The organism is Streptomyces sp. NPDC093097 (genome assembly GCF_044754325.1).
Lineage (GTDB): Bacteria > Actinomycetota > Actinomycetes > Streptomycetales > Streptomycetaceae > Streptomyces.
Genome location: NZ_JBIVOW010000040.1, coordinates 1 through 20,831 on the forward strand (window position 1 = coordinate 1; position 20,831 = coordinate 20,831).

The window sequence follows — 20,831 nt, forward strand, 5'->3', positions numbered from 1 at the left end:
GCTTCACACCTACAATCACCACCGCAGACACACCGCACTCAAGGGCCAACCACCCGCCAGCCGCGTCCCCAACCTCACAGGGCAATACACCTAGCCCAGATCGCCAAACAGCAGCCGTTCTCCCTCGACGGTTGGGGCCACTCACCGGCCGGGCTCTGATTCCGTCCACCACACCTGTTGCAGAAAAAGATCGACACATGGAGCGGCTGGACCTGGGGAAATAGTTCTCGTCAGCGAGCGAACAGGTAGGCCGACCCCAGAGAAGCTGGTTCACCCCGGACGGACTGCCGACCCCGATCGTGCCGTACGCCCAGGCAGCGATCCGGAACATCCGCGACGGCCGTCGCTACAGCGAGCTGGGCTGGATATAGGCACCGACCGCGCCGGAGAGGAGATCGGAAGGGGCCGCGCCTTGGAACCGGCATCCCGATCGCAAGAGGAGTTCTTGGAATTTCATCGACGCCACAGGCCGGCCACCCGGCCGGCCCGAGCGAAGCCATGATTCAGGCACCGGCGATGGTCCGGCCCGGCATCGGCTGCGCGAGCGCGGCCCGCCAGGCCGGCGCGCCGAAGGGGTCGGCGAAGTACTGCGTCTCGTGCACCACGTGCTGGTCGGCGAATTCCATGATGCTCACCGAGTACGACGGCACACCGTCGTAGGTGATGAGGCATTCGCTCACCCACAGATGCGCATGGCCGGTGATCCGCTGGACGGTGAAGTGTCGGTCGGCCGGGTGCCCGCCGCGTTGCGCCGAGATCGCCGCTCGGCCGTGGAACCGCTCGCCTGACTGCGGGTAGTCCAGGATCGCGTCCGTGGCGTAGATGGCGTGCTCGGCTTCGATGTTCCCGCGTTCCGATGCCTGCCAGTGTTCCTCGATCGCGGCCCTTGTCCGGGAGTCGGCGTCCATGGCACCGCCTTTCCGTGTTGACCTGCCGGCGTCGGTTGCGCGACCGGAACGTGGCAGGGGTGTCGGACCGGCTCCACAAGTGTTGCTGGAGGAGTGTGCAGGCTTCGTGGATCATCGCGGATCTGCCTCACCGTCTTCCGGCGCATCCAGGCTTTGTGTCAGCCCCTCTTGGCAGATCACTGTCTCCGGCACGTGAGCCCTGTCAGTTCGCCAGGCACCGTCAGGCGGCCGGCAGCTCCGGGCCGCTGGTGTTCACCAGGGCGAAGGGGGCGCCCTGTGGGTCGGCCACGACGGCCATCCGAAAGTCCCTCATGTCGAACGGCGGCTTGAGCACCGAGCCGCCGGCCCGGATCAGTGCGTCGACCGTGCTGTCGGTGTCGTCGACCGAGAAGTAGGTCAGCCAGTGTGAGGGCGTGCCGGGCGGCAGCCTGTCGAGCCCCTGCATCCCGCCGACCGTGCGGCCGTCGGCGGTGAGCGCGAAGTAGCCCGGGGCCTCCTCCATGGGGGCCGTCTCCAGGCCCAGTGCGGGGTAGAACGTCGAGGCGGCGGCCGGGTCCTCGGTGTTGAGCTCGTTCCACACCACCGAACGCGGTTCGTTCACGATCTGCGCGCCGAAGAAGTCCCGTGCCTGCCACAGTCCGAACACCGCTCCCGTGGGGTCGGCGGCGATGGCCATGCGGCCGATGGTCATGACGTCCATCGGGCCGAACATCAGTCGGCCGCCCTTGGCCGGGACCGCCTCCGCGGCGGCGTCCAGGTCGGCGGTGGCGAGGTATGTGGTCCAGACGGTGGGCGGGACGGGCAGGCCCTCCGGCGCCGTCGCCGTCATGATCCCCGCCACCGCCCTGCCGCGCAGGGTGCACACGGCGTAGCCGTGCGTCTCCGGCGGGCCGGGTTCGCCTTGCCAGCCGAAGAGGTCGCGGTAGAAGTCCAGGGCCGCCCGCTGGTCGGTGACCGTGAGCTCCGCCCAGCACGGTGTGCCGGGCCGGTACGGGCTGGTTGCCTCGGGCATGACGTGTGCCTCCACGGCGTACGGGCCCCCGCCACCGACCACCTTGGCGGGCCGGGCACGTTCCCGCCACCGGACGGGCCCATCGGCGTGTTCCGTGTCTTCTCTCCACCGCCCCGAGCGTCTGTCGGGCGCCCGGGGCGGTGTCCGTCAGCCGGAACCGCGCCCGTGGCGGTCAGGCACGTGCGCCGTCACGTTCGGGTTCGCCTTCGGTGCTCAGCTACCCGTGTGTGAAGGGGTGTTGGTCCGGAGATGCCTGCCGAACGCCCGTGGCAAAATCAGCGGGTGCAGATCGGGATACTGGGTCCATTCGAGGTTCGCACGGACGACGGCGGTTCGGCCGACGTGCCGGGGGCGCGGCTGCGCGGCCTGCTGGTCGCTCTCGCGCTCCGGCCCGGTCACGCGGTTCCCAAGGCGTCGCTCGTCGACTGGATCTGGGGGGAGCATCCGCCCGCCGATGCGACGAACGCCCTGCAGCGCTTGGTCTCCCGGCTGCGGAAGGTACTGCCGGACGGCGTGGTCGAGGGGCAGACGGACGGCTACCGGTTGGCGGTGGAACCCGATGCCGTCGATGCCGTGCGGTTCGAACGTCTCGTCGTCGAGGGCCAGGCCCGTGGCGAGGACGCGTCCGGGCGGGTGCGGCTGCTGCGTGCGGCCCTGGGGCTGTGGCGCGGCGCGGCCCTGCAGGACGTCGGCCTGCAGGACAGCGCCGCGTTCGACGCCGCGGTCGTCCGGCTGGAGGGGTTGCGTCTGACCGCCACGGAGGAGCGGATCGACGCGGACGTCGCCGTCGGGCGCGGTGCGGAGGTGGTCACGGAGCTGACCGATCTGGTGGCCGTGCACCCGGTGCGGGAGCGGCTCGTTGCCGCGCTGATGCGCGCACTCGCCGCGGCCGGTCGCGACAGTGAGGCGCTGCTGGTGTACCAGCGCGCGAGGGAGGCCCTGGCCGACACGCTGGGCGCCGACCCTTCACCGGAGCTGTCGGCTGTGCATGTCGCCTTGCTGCGGGGCGAGTTGGGGCGGCGGGAGGAGAGCCGCAGGACCAACTTGCGTGCGGAGCTGACCAGTTTCGTCGGCAAGGACGCCGATGTCGCCGCGGTCCGCGGGCTCATGGCCGAGCACCGGCTCACCACCGTGATCGGACCGGGTGGGTCGGGGAAGACCAGGCTGGCCACGGAGACCGCGCGCACGCTGCTCGGCGATCTGCCGGACGGGGCCTGGCTGGTGGAGCTCGCCGCCATCGGCGCGGACGGCGATGTGGCGCAGTCGGCGCTCGCCGGGCTGGACCTGCGGGATGCCCTGCTCGGCGGGTCTTCGAACGCGGAGCTGACGGACCGGCTCATCGCCGCGATCCGCGAGCGGGAGGCGCTGCTGATCCTGGACAACTGCGAGCATGTGATCGAGTCGGCGGCGGTGTTCGCCCACCGGGTGCTCGGGGAGTGCCGGCGGCTGCGGATCCTGGCGACGAGCCGGGAGCCGCTCGGCATCACCGGGGAGGCGCTGTGGCTGGTCGAGCCACTGGCCCTGCCGGAGGCGGACGCGGGCCCGGGCGAGATCGAGTCCTCGCCCGCCGTCCAGCTGCTGCGGGACCGGGCCGGGGCGGTGCGCCGGAATCTCGCGGTCGACGTCCCCACCCTGGCGACGACGCTGCGCGTCTGCCGGGCGTTGGACGGGATGCCGCTGGCGATCGAACTGGCCGCCGCCCGGCTGCGCACGATGTCCATCGACCAGCTCGCCAACCGGCTCGACGACCGGTTCCGCCTGCTGACCAGCGGCAGCCGCACCGCGTTGCCGCGGCACAAGACGCTGCGCGCGGTGGTCGACTGGAGTTGGGAACTGCTCACCGACGCCGAGCGGATGGTCCTGCGCAGGCTCTCGGTGTTCGCCGGCGGGGCGAGTCTGGAGGCGGCCGAACGGGTCTGCGCGGGTGACGCGGTCGAGCAGGAGCAGGTGCTCGACCTGCTCACGGCGCTGGCCGAGAAGTCGCTGCTGCTCGCCGAGGGCGGCGGCGCTCCGCGGTACCGCATGAGCGGCACGATCAGGGAGTACGCCGGTCACCGGCTCGTGGAGGCGGGGGAAGCGGATCTGGCGCGCCAGGCGCATCTCGCCTACTTCACCGAACTCGCCGAGACCGCGGAGCCGCACCTGCGCCGTGCCGAGCAACTGGAGTGGCTCGCCACGCTCTTGGCCGAGCACGACAACATCGGTTCGGCGATGCGCGGCGCGCTCGCGGCAGGCGAGGCGCAGGCGGCGATGCGGCTCGCGGCCGGCGCCGGCTGGTACTGGTGGCTCGGCGGGCACAAGACCGAGGGCCTGGAGCTGACCACCGCGGCCGTGAACACGCCCGGCGAGGTGCCCGACGAGGTCCGGGCCACGGTGTACGCCCTCATCACGATGTTCGTGAGCTCCGGGCTGGGCGACGAGCATCATGCCGCGGAGTGGATCCACAAGGCATATGAGTTCAGCCGGCACAGTCGGCGCAGCCACCCGCTGATGGGGTTCGTCGCCCCGCTGGAACGCATGCTGGAGGCACCGGAAGCGGTCCTGTCCGCGTTCGAACCGCTGCTGGACGACGAGGACCCCTGGGCGCGTGCGCTGGCCCGGCTGCACCTGGGCAAGATGCGGATCGTGCTCGGCCAGGGCGGGCGGGAAGCGGACGCGTACCTGGAGTCGGCGCTCGCCGCGTTCCGGGCGCTCGGTGAACGGTTCGGGATCTCGTTCGCCCTGACGGAGCTCGCGGACCGGATCGCCGTGCGCGGCGAGTTCGCCGACGCCTGCGAGCACTACGAACAGGCGATAGCGGTCGTCACCGAGGTCGGTGCCGGCGAGGACGTCATCCGGATGCGGGCGCGCCAGGCGCAGCTGTACTGGCTGCTGGGCGACGAGGACGCCGGCGCGGCCGCCCTCGCCGAGGCGCAGCGGTGCGCGGAGCGGGTCACCTGGCCGGGCGCACTCGCCGAACTGGCTCTCGCGAAGGCGGAACTCGCCCGATGGAACGGCAACACCGAGGAGGCGTCCGACCAACTCGGCCTCGCCACAACCTTGTTGGGCGACGAGGCGGACGGCGCGAGCCTCCGCGGGGTGACGCACAACCTGCTCGGCTACCTCACCGACGATCTCGGCCAGGCCCGTGCGCATCGCGCGGCGGCCTGCGAGGCGGCGTCCGAGGCGGGACACGCGCCGCTCCTCGCGCAGGCGCTCGTCGGGGTCGCGGACCTCGCACTGCGCCGCGACGACCATGAGCAGGCCGCGCGACTGCTCGCGGCGAGCACGGGCGTGCGCGGACTGCCGGACCGCTCGCACCCGGACGTGGCCCGGATCGAGCAGGCAGCGCGGCGCCACCTCGGTGACGCGCGGTTCGCCGAGGCGACGCGGGAGGGGACGCAGGCCGACTGGTGGCGGCTGGTCCGGGTGACGCTCGCTCCCTGAACGCGGCGACCGCCCACCGGTATCCGACGAGTGACGCGAGCCCGACGCACCTGACGACGGCCGCAGCGGCGAACGCGCGTCGCTGGTCGAGGGGTTGCCTGACAGCAGCCCGCGCGGGTTCGCATCGATGATCGGGCGAAGCGTCGGCACTCCACGGGCTGCCGCAGGCCGATCCCCGTTGCGGCAGCCGCAGGCGGGATCGGACAGCTCCTGGACGCACCTGCCCTCCTCCCCCACCCTCAACTCCCCGCACATCCATCAGCCATGCAGTGAACCGGCCCACAGCTCACCGGAATGATCCACGAGGCAGGCCCTGAAGGCGCGTTCCCGACGGGCTACGCGCCTCCGCCGACGGTTCGGATCTACCGGGCCGCTTCCGTCCAGGTGACCGGCAGCTCGTGGACGCCGTAGATGTTCATGTCGGTCTTGAGCTTCACCTCGCCGGCGGGGACGGCGAGCTTGAGGGTCGGGAAGCGACGCAGCAGTCCGTCGAAACCGGCGCGCATCTCGACGCGGGCGAGCTGCTGGCCGAGGCACTGGTGGACGCCGTGGCCGAAGGAGAGGTGACCGCGGGCCTTGCGGTGGACGTCCAGGGTGTCGGGGTTGTCAAAGCGCTGGGGGTCGCGGTTGGCGGCCAGCAGAGAGACGACGACGGTTGATCCCTTGCCGATGGTTTCGCCGCCGAGCTCGATGTCCTCCGTGGCGTAGCGATAGAAGATGTCGCCGACGGACAGGTAGCGCATGAGCTCCTCGACGGCACCGGGCATCAGGTCCGGGTCGGCGCGCAGTTCGGCTATCTGATCGGGGTGCTCCAGGAGCGCGAAGGTGCCCAGTGCCAGCATGTTGGCGGTGGTCTCGTGGCCCGCGAGCAGCAACAGGAACGCGATGCCGGTCAGTTCCTCGATGGTGAGGTCCTCTTGGCGGGCCAGGTCGGACAGGATGTCGTCGCCGGGCTCGGCGCGCTTGTGCGTGACCAGTTCGGCGAGGTAGCCGGTCAGTGCGCCGTACACGGCCATCTTCTCGTCGAGCGGCAGGTCCTTGATCATGAACTTGGCGGAGTTGGCCTGGAAGCTTTCCCGGTCCTCGTAGGGGACGCCGAGCAGTTCGCAGATCACCAGCGAGGGCACCGGCAGCGCGAACGCCTTGACCAGGTCGACCGGCGGGGCGAGGCGCGCCAGTTCGTCCAGCTGCCGCTCGGTGATGTCGACGATGTGCTCTTCGAGCTGCTTCATGCGCTTGACGGTGAAGGCGCCGGTGAGCCTGCGCCGCAGCCGGGTGTGGTCCGGCGGGTCCATGGCGATGAACAAGCCCGGCACCTGCGGGGACGGTTCGGACATGACGGGCATGCCGGGGACCTCGTACGGGATGTGGAGAACGCCGATGTCCTGGCGGGAGCTGAACCGGGTGTCGGCCATGAGCTGGCGGACCGCTTCGTAGCCGGTGACGAGCCAGCCCTCGTGCCCGTCGGGGAAGAGCATGGGGCTGACCGGACGGGCCTCGCGCAGCCGGGTGATCTGGCGGGGCGGGTCGAAGGGGCCCGCATCGCGGTCCATGGGGAGGCCGTTGGGGACGGGAACCTTTTCACTCATCGGATTTCCTCTCGTGGCAGCTGTTGCGACCACACTCGCCGACGGACCTGACACAGGGCTGACACAGCCCTGACACCGGGGGTGCCGGGGTGATGCGCTCGGTTCGGCGACCCAGGAGACAGACCCTGACGGCCGGTAAAGGGCGGCAAACACAAGCCAGTTGGGAGGTCAGCGAGTGGCGCCCTCCGGCCACAGGATCCGTACCGGCGTACCCGTCCGCTCGGCGTAGGCGACCACGTCGGCGGTACCGCCGTATCCGCGGGCCGGCTTCCCGTCCCAAACAGCCAGCATTTCGTCGGAGATGCCGACGAGGATCTCGGATCCTGCCATGTGCGCGTCGGAGTCGGAAGTCGTGAGCCCGGTTTCGTGGACGTCGGTGGCCCGGCTGAGGAGTTCGTCGTAGGCGGCGTGGTGCGCTACCGGGAGGCCGGCGCGGTATTCACCGGCCGGGACGATCACCTCGAGGCGCCCGCCGTGCCGGAGCACGGCCTCGGCGAACCACGCGTCGGGGCCGTCCGCGATGCAGGAGATCCCGACGAGCTCCGCCGCGTCGTATGCCTTCGCTGCTGTATCCAGCATGGCCCGCACTCGCTGTTCAACGTCCGGACCGAGTCCGCGGTGACCGGTGATCCCTACGCGCATTGCTGATCTCCCTACAGTTGGCATCCTTGCCATCTCCTGAGACGTACGAACGCAACGGTCAGCCAGTGGGTGTGCCGTCTCGGAGATACAGCGGCCTTCCCGCGCCGAGCGCCAGCATCGCGGCCTCGAAACGGCGCCGGATACGGTGGCCGAGTCGGTTGCCGGCTTCCTCAGCTGTGAAGAAGGCGGCCTCGGACAGCTCGCCGTCGGTGGGCTGTAGCCCTTGAGCCTGCTCCTGAGTCAGGGTTCCGCCGTCGAAGATGAAGGCGAGCTGATCGTCCCAAGGCCCGTGCGGGGCAACCCAGTCCACCACCAGCAGCCCCCGCAGCACGACCGCGATCCCAAGTTCTTCGGTCAGTTCGCGGCCCACCGCATCCTCCGGCGGCTCGTTTGCCTCCGCCATGCCACCAGGCATGTCCCACCCGGGCTTGTAGGTGGGGTTCACCAGGAGCACACGCCCGGCCGGATCGCGTAGCAGCACATCAGCGGCGACGCGCTTGCGAGCCTGTTTGGCGTTGCCCTCAGCCAGGTAGGCGTTCCAGGCTTCCTCGTCAGCAGGGTTGGGCGCTGTGGGCCTCATACGGAGGTACCTCCCGATGACGGCGGGATGATGTCTGCCAGCAGTAGCATTCTGGCCCTGCGCGCATCGTCGAATCGCACCAGGTACTCCCGAACCGGCCGATACGCTCTGTGCGGCACCAGCAGCCGGCGAAGGTGGTCGAGCTGCTGCAGGACCCGGATGGAACCCAGGGTGGGACTTGTGCTGAGCAGCTCGTGGCCGACGCTCACAGCGGCGTCCATGTCGCCTCGGCGGACGTGGATGTCCACCAGGGTGATCCGGCTCAACGCCAGTGACCGTTCCCTGCCCACCTCCCGTAGCGCGACGGCCTGTTCGGCGTGCCTCAGGGCTTCGTCAAGCTGCTCCAAGTCGCGCAGGACCAGCGCCGATTCACTCGCCAGTGCGGCTGCATCGAATGGGCTCAGCCACGGGTGATCTGTTTCCGGTGTGCCCTCCAACTCCCGCCGGGCGGCGTCGAGAGCGCGGGCCGCCGGGGCGCTTTGCGCGGCGGCGGCCAGGGCGCGTGCCTGCATCGTGTGCAGCCGCGCCGTCAGCGCGGGAACAGGTGGCCCCTGGCAGACAAGGCCGACCCCGGTCCGGGCCCAGGCGGCGGCCCCCACGGCGTCTCCGGTCTGGAGGGCCAGATGACTGCTGCTGGCGGCGATGTTCGCGGCCAGCGGGAGATCACCTGAGGTGCGGGCCAGGGGTAAGGCACGGGCGAAATGACGGCTGGCGCGGTCGTCGTGTCCCGAGTCGTGGGCCATCCACCCGGCCAGCTCGGTCAGCGCCGCTGCTGCCGCGAATACCTGCGGGCCACTGCCGAAATCAACCAGGCGAGGAGCCACCCGATCACTGAGGTGCCGCACGACCGCCCTGTACAGGCGCCCGCCGCCGGTCTGTCGGTCCGCACTGCGGAAATGTTCCATCGCCACCAGGTCGTCACCGTCCGGCGGTAGACGGTCTGCCTTGTGGTGTTCCGCGTCGACTGGAGCCGGCTCCCACGTCCGGCGGGCCAGTCCCAGCAGATGCCCAGGGATGTGGAGGGCATCCGCGATCTGCTCGAACACGCTGAGCTTCTCCACCCGGCTCTTGCCGTTCATGTATTCGTAGAGTCGCCCTTGTGTGATGTCGGCTGCCGCGGCGATCCGACGTGTGCTGACGCCACGGCTGTTGAGCATGCGGAACACGGCTCCCATGTCCCGTTCGGCGCAGGCCCGCAACAGCCGATCGTCCCCCAGCAGACCGGCCATGACCTCACGTAGGTCTGGTGTCGGACGGCCCATCTGCAACTCCTCTGAGGGGCGTGTGAACCGATGCCAAGGGTAACGGCCCTGGTGTGACTCCGTCTTGGAGTCGCCTTCTGGAGTCTCCCGACCACGCGTCCGGGGCGTTGACTCACCATCAGCCGCTTGGGAGCACGTTGTGCGTGCAACTGACGTGGCTTGGCCGCCTGTTCGCTCATCCTCCGAGGCGAGTAGGGCGGCCGGCACCCCACCCCTCCCCGCCGCGAGCGAATCGAGGCCGCGATGACCGCACACCGCACCGTCCAAGACCAACAGAGCGTCAGCACCCACCCACCGGGCACCGTCGTCTATGACATCATCGCCTGCTCCGTCGGCAGGGTGGCGGATCCGCAGGCGTATCCGCCCGGATGCTCGAACTGCGCCTGCGTACTCGTAGTGCCGCTCGCCGGGTCCTCCCCGGCATGGCAGGCCGAGCCGGGCGCGCTGCGGCGGGCGGCCGACGAAGAGATCGATGCTGCGCTCACCGAGGCCGCGCTTGCCGAGGCGGCAGCGCTGTGAGCGACGCACATCCCGAGGTCGGTGACCTTGTCCTCGCGGTCACCACCGACACGAAATGGGTGTGTACGGACATCATCGACGCGAAAACCCACCGCCCGGTGTGGCTATTGCGCCCGCTGTACGGCTCTGTCAGCAGGCGGCAGCTGCGCGTCGACCGGGACGACCTCGTGTCCTACTCGGTGATCGCCCGCCGCGGCGAGTGGATCCAGCCTTGAGCAGCCGGCCCCTACGCACCGCGATCGGTCACCTCGGGTGCGGCCGAGAGCCGTTCGCGGAGACTTCCCTCCACGCCACCCCCCTGCGCTCCTACCTCGCGCACTTCCGGCTCGTCTTCGGCGCTTTCGACTTCGCCGTGGACCGGGAAGGGCAATGGTGGTTCCTGGAGTGCAACCCGCGGACAGTGGGCGTGGCTGGAGCCGGAGACCGGCTTACCCATGGTCCAGGCCATGGCTGATCTGCTCGAAAGGACGACCCCATGACCGACGACGACAAGGCCCTCCGCCTGGCCCTCGCCGACCGGCTCGCCGCCTACGGATACCTGCGCACCGCTCCCTGGCGAGCCGCTGTCGAAGAAGTACCCCGTCACGCATTTCTACGCGGCGGCTTCTTCGAGCGGGTAGCCGACTCGGCACCAACAGCATGGCGGCCCGTCATGCCCGACAACCCGCGCTGGCTGCCACGCTGCTACGACGACGACTCCCTCATCACCCAGATCGCCGGAACGATCGTCCCGCGGGACATCCACGGCCAGATCCTGCGCGCCCCCACCTCGTCGAGCACCATGCCCGGCCTGGTGGTACGGATGCTCGAAGATCTTCAAGTCGCGGCCGATCACCGGGTGTTGGAGATCGGCACCGGAACCGGATACTCGACCGGCCTCCTATGCCACCGCCTCGGCGACGGACAGGTGACCTCCGTGGAAGTCGACGAGGACGTAGCCGGCCGCGCCCGAGTCGCTCTCAGCGAGATCGGCTACTTCCCCCACGCCATCGTGGGAGACGGCCTCACTGGCGACCCCGACGCCGCCCCCTATGACCGGCTGATCGCCACGTGCGGTGTGGTCGATCTGCCGTACACCTGGGTCGAACAGATCCGACCCGGTGGGATCATCCTCACCACCCTGTGCGGCTGGCTGTACTCCTCCGAACTCGCCCGCCTCACAGTAGGCGAGGACGGGACAGCCCGCGGCCGGCTCCTCGGCGGCCAGATCTCCTTCATGCTCGCCCGCCCTCAACTACCCCCACCACTCGGAATGCTCCCCGATCTGGACAACGGAGACCAACGCCCCGCCGCGATGGCAGTCAACGCACTGGACGACTGGAACACCCGCTTCGTCGCCCAACTTGCGGCTCCCGCGGCGCAACTCATCCAGCTGGACCGCAACGGGCGCACCGAACATGTCCTCATCGACGTATCCGCCGGCTCGTGGGCGTCCCTTGCACAGGACAAGGGTGCCTGGATTGTTCGACAAGGAGGACCGGCCCGGCTCTGGGACGCGGTAGAGGAGCACATCACCCGCTGGCGGGCCGACGGCGCCCCTGGACTTGAACGCTTCGAGGTCGCCGTGTGCCCCGAAGGGCAGAACGTCACGTGGCCCAAAGTCTGACAGTGACGAGAAGGAGCCCTGCTCAGGTCCTCACGGACAAGGGCGTACGAGTACACCTCATCAACACCAGCACCACATCTGAGGATGTGGTGTGCCAAATCGCCTCCGAAGTGCCTGGCTGGCAGCGCCGAGCGCTACCTCCGCCACAACCCTCTCGAGGAATCATGGTGATGCCAGCCACGGCCAGACCAACTACGCCATCTCCGACGCTCTCCAACTCCAGCGGCGCAGCTGAACGAGCCGATGACCGTCGCCGAACTGGCAGCCGTGGCACAGGCGATGCGCCTGAACGCCAGCCAGTCGTGCCCCCTGCACAAGCGCCACGCCCGACGTGCACTCACGAGGTGAGGGCCACCACGGCCTCGTCGGTGTACACCAGGAAGGTCAGCGTCTGCCGGAAGTACAGTTCGATGTCGTGCTCGTCATGCGCGGTGTAGCCGATGGCGAGATCCTCGCCAAGACACAGCTCGAAGTCGCCGCCCCGGGTGGAGAGCAGGAAAGCGCCGTCGAGCGCGGGCGCCCAGATCGGCGGCTCGTCCAGCAGCCTGCCGAGATGTTTGGCGATGGGGTATCCGTGGTCGGACGTCTCGCTCACCGCGGTGTACGCGGCGGCGCCCAACAGCAGTGCGTACGGGCCGGCTACGCCCGCCAGCCGCAGCGTTGTCAGGGACCGGCTGACTGCGTCCGGGTAGTCGCGCGGCTCCGGCGGCAGGGCGATCACCGGGTTGGAGGTGCGCCTGCGCAGTCCGTCGATGCCCGCTGCCGCGTATCCCTCGAAGACGGTTCTGTCCTCGGCCAACGCCATGGTGTGCGCCGCGTCCTTCACGGGCTGCCAGTCGGAGTCCTGCGCGCCGCGCTCGACGTCGTCCACCGCGTCACGGCCGACCTTGAAGGGGACGCGCAGTTCCACCAGCGGCTGCACCTGGCGCAGTCGTGCGGTGACACCCTGCGCGGGAGCGTCGATGTCGGTGAGGTGGCCGGTGCCCACCGCTGCCAGTGTCGGGCCGTCGGGGCCGGTCACGTCCACGACTCGACGGCCCCCCACACTGCGCTGGAAGGTGCGGCGCGCCTCGTCCTCGATCTGTGCCCATGCCTGGGGCGTGATCGGGGCGAGGTCGCGGTGGAGGTTGTTGCTCGGAGTGGGCGTGGACATGTGATCAGGCTCCTTTGAGGCTGCCGATATCCAGCGAACCCTCCACCGCCGCACGCGTGCTCGTGGGCGGACCGGGTGGATCGTCGAGGAAGGCGGCGCTCGGCGCGTAGAAGAGGCAGCCGGTGACCGCGGTGGAGAAGTCCAGGATCCGGTCGTGGATGTTCGGGCGGTCGCCGAGGAACATGTTGCGCAGCATGTGCTCGGTCACCTCGGGTGTGCGGGCGTAGCCGATGAAGTACGTGCCGAACTCCCCGTCCCCGATGCGGCCGAACGGCATGTTGTCCCGCACGATCTTCTGCTCGTTGCCGTCCTGGTCGGTGACCGTGTTGAGGGCGACGTGGGAGTCGGGGGATTTGACGTCGTCGGGTAGTTCCACGTTGTTCAGCTTTGTCCGGCCGATGATCTTCTCCTGTTCCTCGATCGGCAGGGCCTCCCAAGCGGTGAGGTCGTGCAGGTACTTCTGGACAATGACGTAGCTGCCGCCGGCGAATTGCGGGTCCTCGTCGCCGATGAACACGGCGTCGGCGGCGAGTTGGCCCTCGGGGTTCTCGGTGCCGTCGACGAAGCCGAGGAGGTCGCGTTCGTCGAAGGACTTGAACCCGTGGACCTCGTCGGCCACGGTGACCGCTCCGCCCAGTCGTTCGGCGATGAGCTGGGCCAGCTCGAAGCAGAGGTCCATGCGGCGGGCCCGCAGGTGGAGGAGCAGATCGCCCGGGGTGGACGGCGCATGGTGGCGGGGGCCGGTCAGCGGCACGAAGGTGTGCAGGTCGCGCGGGCGCGGCCCGGCGAAGAGTCGGTCCCACGCGGTGGAGCCGATTCCGACGACGCAGGTGACCTCGGCGTCCGGATCCCGGAATCCCACCGATCGCCGCAACCCTGCCAGGTCCGGGAGCAGGTCGCGTACGACGGCCTCGCCCCCGGACGCCATGGTGCAGACGAGGAACATGGCGGACTTGGCCGGCGGGGCGATCACGAACTGCGACTCGGCCACGGGGCCTGCCTCTCCTGGTTGCCTGTGCATCTTGGGTCGGCGAGCCGCCTCTGCGGCTGCGGTCTCCTCGCTCGTCTCGGGACGGCGGACGGTGCGGTGGCGGGTGCCCTTGACGACGTCGGCGACGACGGTGTCGCCGGGTTCCGCGATCCGCGTCTCCGTTGTGCGGGAGTGAGGCGGTGGGGGAACTCCAGTTGCGCTTTCGGGGGCCGTGTGCGGTCGCACGGGCCCCTGCCGGAGGTCCGGTCGGTACGCACCAATTGTCATGGGGTGCGGCGTGTGGTGCGAGTCGGACCAGAGGGCAGCGTCCAGCGGCGGCGGCACTGGGCTTGATCCTCTGTGACGGTCACCGACGGGCCGGAACGTGATGCGGATGCTCGGGCAGGTGAGTGCACGGCGCAACGGTGTGCACGGACCGGCTCAGACGATTCCGGGCAGCCTGCTGGTGATCATCTCCAGCGGGCGGATCACCGCCCCGTCGGCGTCAGGGCGGTGGACGGCGTACGCGGCGGGATCCAGGTAAAGCCCGCCCAGCCCGCCCGACCCTGGAGCGGGATGAGTGAGCACCCGGTGCTCACCCGACGTGCTTCTCCTGCGCTACGCCCAGGATCCGCCTCCGATGAGGCTTTACGCCCTGTGTTGAGCAAGTGAACCACTGCACAGAGCGAGCGGTTCCGCACGCGACGGCGGGCGTTCAAGAGGCCACTGGAGGCGTTGGGGGAACGGGGCCGTCACGCGGCAACACCCCACCAGACCGCCCACGGTACGAACCCGACCGCGGCCAGCCCGACCGGGGCCAGACGCATCCAGAGCGCCCGGCTCTGCGTCAGCGGTCGGCGCCGGAGTGCGGCTGCCGAGACACCGGCGGACACCACCACGGCGACGGCGAGCCCCTGCACCACCAGCCACGAAGCCGGGCGGCCCCACACAACGGGTGCCGCCGCATCGTCCCCCACCACGAAGACGGCGGTCGAAGAGGACACCGTCGCCACGACCGCCAGCAGGCCGAGCCCGGCCAGCCACCGCACCGGGCGCAGGACCGGGCCCACGCGCAGGAGGGCACACACCGGATAGGCGGCGAAGCCGAGAAGCAGCAGCGCCGGGACGAGCCAGGCGCACCAGGCGTGGCCCGGTACGGGGGTGGTGACGAGTGCCTGCTCGGGTGCGGGTGCGGCGCTCGAGGCCGGTGGGTGGCCGGCGGCCACGGCCTGCACCCATGAGGCCATGATCTGTGCGGAGCGCGGGGCCAGTTCCCCGAGCTTCTTGCCGTGGAAGAGCGGACCGCCGATCCGGTCGAACCCGTCTGAGGTGCGGTGCCCGTTGTGCGCACCGCCGGCGACGAAGCCGATGACGGCATGTCGGTTGCCCGCACGGGCCAGGGCCTCGCGGAAGATCCGTGCGCTCTCGTGGGGCGGCACCTGCGTGTCGTGATCGCCCCACAGCGCCAGTACCGGCGTTCGGTGGAGCCGCTCCAGCACCGGTACGGGGTCGTAGCCGGCCGCGGGGAAGAGACCGGTCGAGCCGATGAATTGGGCGGCCGGGCCGGCCACGGTGCGACGGAACGGTGCGCCCACCTCTTGGTGGTGCAGATGAGTGGTGAGGTTCCATGCCTGGGTACGCAGCGGGTCGTAGCCGGACCCGCCGAGGGTGACGACGAACGCGACGTCGGTCGAGCGCGCCGCGGCCAGCGGCGCCACCCAGCCGCCCTCGCTGAACCCCCACAGCCCGACCTGGCGTGGGTTCACCCCGCTCTTGGACTGCAACAGCCGCACTCCGGCGAGCGCGTCGTCGGCCAGCAGGCCGAAGTCTCGATGGAGCAGGGAGTAGCCGACGGTCCGCTTGTCGTAGACGAGCGTGGTGATCCCTGCCCGGGCGAACGCCTCGGCCTCCTGCCGGTACTCCTCCCGGGGCCCGGCACCCGAGCCGCCGACGAGCACGATGCCCGGTTCCGGGCCGGGTGCGCCGTCCTTGCTGAGGACGGAGCCGTGCAGGACGAGCCCGCCGCCGCCCCGGAAGGTGACCTCCTGGCGGACCAGCCCGTCCCCGCGGGCGTACGCCATCGGCGCGGCCAGCAGGAGGAAGGCGCCGGCCAACACCCCGGATAACGCGGCCAGTACGGCACGTATCGATGATGCGGACGTAGCTGAGAGCAGCACGGTGTGCATCCCCGTTCGTTGTCGGTCGGGCCGCGCGGTCAGTCGGTCTCGGGAATCCCGAGCAACCGGACGAGCACCGTCCGCGCCTCGGGCGCATCTCCTGGTTCCGGGGCCGAGTACCGGTAGAGGAGCGCGATGTACTCCTCGAAGAACGCGCGGAGTTGCTCAGGGTCGACGCGGAGCGTGGCACGGGAGAAGAGCGCCGCGTCGGCCCAGGGCCCCAGCGTGTCGCGCGCCTCCTCGAACCGCCGGGCGGAGTCGACCAGTTCGGCGAGGTTGAGCCGATGCATCTCGGTCAGTGCCTCGCGCATCTGCGGCGTCTGCCGGCTGTGCGGCGGGAACCTCCGGTCCCCCCGCACTGCCCGCCACCACCGCTCCCGCCCCTTCGCCAGCTCCGGGACCTCCTCGACGAAGCCGTGTTTGGCCAGCTGCCGCAGGTGGTAGCTGACCAGCCCCGTGCTCTCGCCCAACTCGCGGGCCAGCGCGGCGGAGTTGGCCGGCCCCCGGCGCAGACATTGCTCGATCTTCTGCCGCATCGGGTGCGCGAAGGCGCGCAGCGCCTCGACATCGGTGATCTCTTGGGCAGGCGGTTGTTCGGCCATACCCGAAGGCTACGAGTTGCAAAGAGCACTTGCAAGGGGTCCTTGCAACTCTCCGATGTCAACCGAGCCGCCACCGGTTGGGGGCCGTCGCGCGGTAGTGGGCGCCCTGGCCGCCCACTCTGCGTCTGAACTCGACTCGATGGCGCCCAGACCGACGACCGCCCCGAGGAAGAGGCGCGTAGCGCGGGCGCAGCGGAGCAGTCGCGGATCGATCGGTTGCACGTGAAACGCACTCACCGGCCGGAATCAGTGCGCTGCGTCAGGGGCGATGTGCTGCGTCCCGATGCGCCGGCGGAAGACCCAGTACGTCCAGCTCTGGTAGATCAGGATGATCGGTGTGGCAATCGCGGCACACCACGTCATGATCTTCAGGGTGTAGGGGCTCGACGAAGCGTTGGTCACCGTCAGGCTCCAGTCCGCGTTGAGCGTGGACGGCATGACGTTCGGGAAGAGCGTCAGGAAGAGCATCGCGACCGCCGCCACGACCGTGACGCCGGAGAACGCGAACGCCCACCCCTCACGCCCGAACTGGTTCGCCACGAGCGCCGCGACAAGCGCCAGGACCGCGACGATCAACGCGACCAGGCTCGCGCCGTCACCATGGTCGACCTGCGTCCAGATCAGGAAGGACAGCGCAAGCACGGCAGTCAGCGATCCGGCCACGAGGGCCAGGTTCCGTGCCCGCTTCCGGATGTCCCCGAGGGTCTTGAGCACCGTGAACACCGCTCCGTGGAAGGTGAACAGGGTCAGTGTCACCAGGCCGCCCAGGATGGCGAACGGGTTGAGCAGGTCCCACACGTTGCCCACGTACTCCAGGTGCTGGTCGATCTTCACGCCCCGCACGATGTTGCCGAAGATCACGCCCCACAGGAACGCCGAGATCAACGAGGTCCAGAAGATCGCCGTCTCCCAGTTGCGCTGCCAGTTCTCCCCGGAGCGCTTCGCCCGGTATTCGAAGGCGACGCCGCGCACGATCAGGCAGAGCAGGACGATGAACAGCGGCAGATAGAAGCCGGAGAAGAGCGTGGCGTACCACTCGGGGAAGGCGGCGAAGGTCGCGCCGCCCGCGGTGATCAGCCACACCTCGTTGCCGTCCCAGACGGGGCCGATCGTGTTGATCAGCACGCGCCGCTCGGTACGGTCGCGGGCCAACAGCTTGGTCAGGATGCCGACTCCGAAATCGAAGCCCTCCAGGAGGAAGTAGCCGATCCAGAGAATCGCGATGAGGACGAACCAGACGTCGTGAAGTTGCATGAGGTGAGCGCCCCTCGGCCTAGTACGAGAAGGCCATTGGCTTGTCGGCGTCGCCGCCGATCTTGGTAGGCGTATGGAGATCGGACTCGGTGAGCTCAGGGGGGCCGATCTTGATGTACTTCACGAGCAGCTTGACTTCGATGACGGCGAGGATCGCGTAGAGGAGCGTGAACACGGTCATCGAGGTGATGACCTCGCCCTGGGAGACACTGGGGGAAACGGCGTGACGGGTTTGCAGCACGCCGAAGACGGCCCACGGTTGCCGGCCCATCTCGGTGAAGATCCAGCCCCAGGAGTTGGCGATCAGGGGGAAGACCAGGGTCAGGATCGCGATCCACCAGAACCACGTGATGAACCTGGGGGCGAGGGCCTTGCTCTTGAAAAGCACCAGATGCGGCATCTCGTCCTCACCCACCCGCAGATGCTGCGGCAGCATGAACTTCTTTCGGGTGAGCCAGAGCCCGACCAGGCCGATGACGAAGGATGCCATCCCGAAACCGATCATCCAGCGGAAGGCCCAGAAGGTGACGGGGATGATGGGGCGGTAGTCGCCGGGGCCGAACTTCTGCTGTGAGGCCGCGTTGGTGTCGGTGATGCCGGGGACGTAGGAGTGGAAGTTGTCGTGGGCAAGGAAGGAGAGCAACCCGGGGATGGACAACTCCACGGTATTGCGGCCCCTGCTGACGTCCCCATAGGCGAAGATCGAGAACGGTGCGGAGTACTGGCCGTTCCAGAGCGCCTCGGCGGCGGCCATCTTCATCGGCTGCTGGTCGAACATGACCTTGCCGAGCCGGTCGCCGCTGATCGCGGTGAGCAGGCCGCCGATGACGACCGACACCAGACCGAGCCGCAGCGAGGTCTTCATCACCGCGATGTGCTTCTTGCGGAGCAGGTGGAAGGCGGCGATGCCGACCATGAAGGCACCACCGGTCAGGAGAGCCGCTGCCAGGGTGTGGAAGACCTGGACGATCACCGTGTTCTGGCTCAGAACCCGCCAGAAGTCCGTGAGTTCGGCGCGTCCCCTCGTCTTGTTCAGCCGGTAGCCGACGGGGTGCTGCATCCACGAGTTGGCCGCGAGGATGAAGTACGCCGACAGGATCGAGCCGATGGACACCATCCAGATACAGGCAAGGTGAATCTTCTTGGGCAGCTTGTCCCATCCGAAGATCCACAGTCCGATGAAGGTGGACTCGAAGAAGAAGGCGAGGAGGGCCTCGAACGCGAGCGGGGCACCGAAGATGTCACCCACGAAGCGCGAGTAGTCGGACCAGTTCATCCCGAACTGGAACTCCTGGACGATGCCGGTGACGACGCCCATCGCAATGTTGATCAGGAAGAGCTTGCCCCAGAACTTCGTCGCCCGGAGGTACTTCTCCTTCTCCGTCCGCACCCAGGCGGTCTGCAGACCGGCCGTCAGGGCCGCGAGCGAGATCGTCAGCGGCACGAACAGAAAGTGGTAGACGATGGTGATGCCGAACTGCCAGCGCGCCAAAGTCTCCGGCGCCAAAGCCAGGTTCACGTCGTCCTTCTCCTTATGTCGCCGTAGTCACGCGGCACTTTATCCCTTTTGCCCTACCTAAAACGGGACCAACAGACAAGGACGTAAACGTACGCGTCATCGACAGCAGCGGCGCCACACCTGAGGAGGTCGTAGCCCGAATCGCCTCCGATGGGCCCGGCCGGCCGGTAGCGTCGAGCGCCACCTCCACCCCAGCACCCCCCGAGGAACCATGAGCAGCAGCACCAGCATCGCTGCGCCCGTCATCGACACCCACGTCGTCCTCCGGGACGGCGACAAGATCCTGCTCTCGCAGCGCGGCGGCCCCTACGGGCACGGCCGATGGCACATGCCCTCCGGCAAGCTGGATCAAGGCGAGCCTCTACGTGAGGGCGCCGCCCGGGAGTTGCACGAAGAGACCGGCGTCGTCGTTGACCCCGAGCACCTGCGACTGGTGCAGACGGTGCACCACAAGCAGAGCACGACAGTCGAGCGAATCGGGTTCTTCTTCGAAGCCACCACGTGGGAAGGCACACCAGCCAACAGGGAGCCGACCAATTGCCTGCACCTCGACTGGTTCGCCATCTACGATCTGCCGACCGACATCATCGAGTATCCACTGGCCGGCCTACTCGGCTACCTTGACAGCACATCGCACCTCACCGAACACGGGTGGTCCTAGGAAGGGCGCATCCCGTGGCTCGCCTTTGGCCTCTCTAACGCCAGCGATCACTCCCCCGTAGTGAAGCGCGGAGAGCTGCACCGTGGGAGCGAGATCACGCTCATCAGGATGTTCTTGAGTCATCAGCTCCGCATCTCGTCTTCGGCGGCTTTCTTCGCCGTGAGCGTTCTCCAGAACACGCCAAAAGACCTCTTGACCAGTGACTTCCGCTCTTCATGAGCGTCGAGGTTCGGTGGTCGCGTTGTAGCCGCGATCACGTGGAGGTCTTCCGCATGGCCCCTGTTCTCTTCACCGCCGCGTCTCTGACGCTGCTGTTCATTCACACAGGCCCCGTCGCACTCGCCGAAGTAGGCGTGTACGTACGCCCGGGACGCGGACGACACCGCCAGATCACCCGAGGGCGGCATGCCGTGCGAGGGGGACGACGATGAGCCCGTCGCGCCATCTCGAGGCCGACACCGTCCGCGTCTTGTGGCGGTGGACGGATGAGACACCGAACGCCGCGTCGCGGGCCCGTACCGCCCTTCAGTGCGCCTTGGATCAACTCGGTTATGCCGGCGAGGTGCTGGATGACGCCGTATTGGCCGTCTCCGAGTTGGTGGCCAACGCTCTCGAACACGCAGCGGGTCCTTATGAGATGCGGCTGCGCTTCATGAGGCGGCATCAGCTGATCTGCGAGGTGGCCGACACGGACCCTTGCATTCCGACGATCCCGGCAGTTCCGAAGATGGAACTATTCACGGTCGCTCCAGGGAGGCGCGGAGGCGGAGTGGACGCCCTGCTCGAACTCCTGTCGGAGCGAGGTAGGGGTCTCCGCATCGTGCACCATCTCACCCGTGGGGCCTGGGGGTTCGCCTCGGAATCCGGTGGGCGATCGAAGGTGGCCTGGATGGCGATTCCGGGAATCTGATACCTGGGGAGGGGTACGCAGGCCGTCACTCTTGGCACGGC

The 20,831-nt window shown here is 68.8% G+C and carries 19 protein-coding genes and 1 pseudogene; 7 read left to right on the top strand and 13 right to left on the bottom strand.

Going from position 1 to position 20,831, the window contains the following annotated elements; all coding sequences use genetic code 11:
* Positions 1–503: 503 nt before the first annotated feature.
* Together ACIQE0_RS37245 and ACIQE0_RS37250 are read right to left on the bottom strand one after the other, a co-directional pair.
* A complete protein-coding gene (locus ACIQE0_RS37245; RefSeq protein ID WP_402340425.1) occupies positions 504–908 on the bottom strand; it encodes a nuclear transport factor 2 family protein in 405 nt (134 codons plus the stop codon).
* A 220-nt stretch (positions 909–1,128) separates the two neighbouring features.
* Positions 1,129–1,920 (bottom strand): VOC family protein, encoded by a 792-nt coding sequence (locus ACIQE0_RS37250; protein WP_402340428.1) that lies wholly within the window; start codon positions 1,918–1,920, stop codon positions 1,129–1,131.
* Positions 1,921–2,202: 282 nt separating this feature from the next.
* Here ACIQE0_RS37250 and ACIQE0_RS37255 point away from each other — a divergent pair, with 282 nt between their 5' ends.
* Entirely contained in the window at positions 2,203–5,346 is a 3,144-nt protein-coding gene (locus ACIQE0_RS37255; RefSeq protein WP_402340431.1) for a BTAD domain-containing putative transcriptional regulator, read from the top strand.
* Positions 5,347–5,708: 362 nt separating this feature from the next.
* Here the strand turns inward: ACIQE0_RS37255 and ACIQE0_RS37260 are convergent, their stop codons facing one another.
* The 4 genes from ACIQE0_RS37260 to ACIQE0_RS37275 form a co-directional block, all read right to left on the bottom strand.
* On the bottom strand, positions 5,709–6,935 hold the full coding sequence (locus tag ACIQE0_RS37260; protein WP_402340433.1) for a cytochrome P450: 1,227 nt from the start codon (positions 6,933–6,935) through the stop codon (positions 5,709–5,711).
* A gap of 168 nt (positions 6,936–7,103) precedes the next feature.
* Positions 7,104–7,577 carry a hypothetical protein gene (locus ACIQE0_RS37265; RefSeq protein ID WP_402340436.1) on the bottom strand — a complete coding sequence of 158 codons (474 nt, stop codon included), beginning with the start codon at positions 7,575–7,577 and terminating at the stop codon, positions 7,104–7,106.
* A 58-nt stretch (positions 7,578–7,635) separates the two neighbouring features.
* Complete coding sequence (locus ACIQE0_RS37270; protein WP_402340439.1) at positions 7,636–8,157, bottom strand: NUDIX domain-containing protein; 522 nt, start codon at positions 8,155–8,157, stop codon at positions 7,636–7,638.
* Complete coding sequence (locus ACIQE0_RS37275) at positions 8,154–9,386, bottom strand: helix-turn-helix domain-containing protein (RefSeq protein ID WP_402340442.1); 1,233 nt, start codon at positions 9,384–9,386, stop codon at positions 8,154–8,156. Before ACIQE0_RS37275 ends, ACIQE0_RS37270 begins: the two co-directional genes overlap by 4 nt.
* 276 nt (positions 9,387–9,662) lie before the next feature.
* Between ACIQE0_RS37275 and ACIQE0_RS37280 the strand changes: the two genes are divergently transcribed.
* The 4 genes and pseudogenes from ACIQE0_RS37280 (at position 9,663) to tgmC (ending at position 11,544) form a co-directional block, all read left to right on the top strand.
* Positions 9,663–9,938: a hypothetical protein gene (locus ACIQE0_RS37280; RefSeq protein ID WP_402340445.1), complete on the top strand. Its 276-nt coding sequence runs from the start codon at positions 9,663–9,665 to the stop codon at positions 9,936–9,938.
* A complete protein-coding gene (locus tag ACIQE0_RS37285) occupies positions 9,935–10,153 on the top strand; it encodes a hypothetical protein (RefSeq protein WP_402340447.1) in 219 nt (72 codons plus the stop codon). The genes ACIQE0_RS37280 and ACIQE0_RS37285 overlap by 4 nt, the downstream gene beginning before the upstream one ends.
* A gap of 83 nt (positions 10,154–10,236) precedes the next feature.
* Positions 10,237–10,417, top strand: a pseudogene (locus tag ACIQE0_RS37290) (ATP-grasp ribosomal peptide maturase); the annotation flags it as partial.
* A complete protein-coding gene (gene tgmC / locus ACIQE0_RS37295; protein WP_402340450.1) occupies positions 10,414–11,544 on the top strand; it encodes an ATP-grasp peptide maturase system methyltransferase in 1,131 nt (376 codons plus the stop codon). The pseudogene ACIQE0_RS37290 and the gene tgmC, both read left to right, overlap by 4 nt.
* Before the next feature lie 337 nt (positions 11,545–11,881).
* Here tgmC and ACIQE0_RS37300 read toward each other — a convergent pair whose 3' ends face one another.
* The 7 genes from ACIQE0_RS37300 to ACIQE0_RS37330 form a co-directional block, all read right to left on the bottom strand.
* Positions 11,882–12,697 (bottom strand): family 1 encapsulin nanocompartment shell protein, encoded by an 816-nt coding sequence (locus ACIQE0_RS37300; RefSeq protein ID WP_402340453.1) that lies wholly within the window; start codon positions 12,695–12,697, stop codon positions 11,882–11,884.
* A gap of 4 nt (positions 12,698–12,701) precedes the next feature.
* Positions 12,702–13,688, bottom strand: a complete 987-nt coding sequence (locus ACIQE0_RS37305; RefSeq protein WP_402340456.1) for a Dyp-type peroxidase — start codon at positions 13,686–13,688, stop codon at positions 12,702–12,704.
* Positions 13,689–14,108: 420 nt separating this feature from the next.
* Positions 14,109–14,255 carry a hypothetical protein gene (locus ACIQE0_RS37310; RefSeq protein WP_366329312.1) on the bottom strand — a complete coding sequence of 49 codons (147 nt, stop codon included), beginning with the start codon at positions 14,253–14,255 and terminating at the stop codon, positions 14,109–14,111.
* A gap of 164 nt (positions 14,256–14,419) precedes the next feature.
* Positions 14,420–15,844, bottom strand: coding sequence for an alpha/beta hydrolase family protein (locus ACIQE0_RS37315; protein ID WP_402340459.1), 1,425 nt, complete (start codon positions 15,842–15,844; stop codon positions 14,420–14,422).
* Positions 15,845–15,882: 38 nt separating this feature from the next.
* Entirely contained in the window at positions 15,883–16,446 is a 564-nt protein-coding gene (locus ACIQE0_RS37320) for an ArsR/SmtB family transcription factor (RefSeq protein ID WP_402340462.1), read from the bottom strand.
* Between the two features lie 246 nt (positions 16,447–16,692).
* A complete protein-coding gene (gene cydB, locus ACIQE0_RS37325) occupies positions 16,693–17,700 on the bottom strand; it encodes a cytochrome d ubiquinol oxidase subunit II (protein ID WP_402340465.1) in 1,008 nt (335 codons plus the stop codon).
* A gap of 19 nt (positions 17,701–17,719) precedes the next feature.
* The gene (locus tag ACIQE0_RS37330) at positions 17,720–19,219 is read right to left on the bottom strand and encodes a cytochrome ubiquinol oxidase subunit I (RefSeq protein WP_366329304.1); all 1,500 of its coding nucleotides are present in this window, start codon (positions 19,217–19,219) and stop codon (positions 17,720–17,722) included.
* A gap of 211 nt (positions 19,220–19,430) precedes the next feature.
* Between ACIQE0_RS37330 and ACIQE0_RS37335 the strand changes: the two genes are divergently transcribed.
* Together ACIQE0_RS37335 and ACIQE0_RS37340 are read left to right on the top strand one after the other, a co-directional pair.
* The gene (locus ACIQE0_RS37335) at positions 19,431–19,880 is read left to right on the top strand and encodes an NUDIX domain-containing protein (RefSeq protein ID WP_402340468.1); all 450 of its coding nucleotides are present in this window, start codon (positions 19,431–19,433) and stop codon (positions 19,878–19,880) included.
* 427 nt (positions 19,881–20,307) lie between these two features.
* Positions 20,308–20,790, top strand: a complete 483-nt coding sequence (locus ACIQE0_RS37340) for an ATP-binding protein (protein ID WP_402340471.1) — start codon at positions 20,308–20,310, stop codon at positions 20,788–20,790.
* Positions 20,791–20,831: the final 41 nt, after the last annotated feature.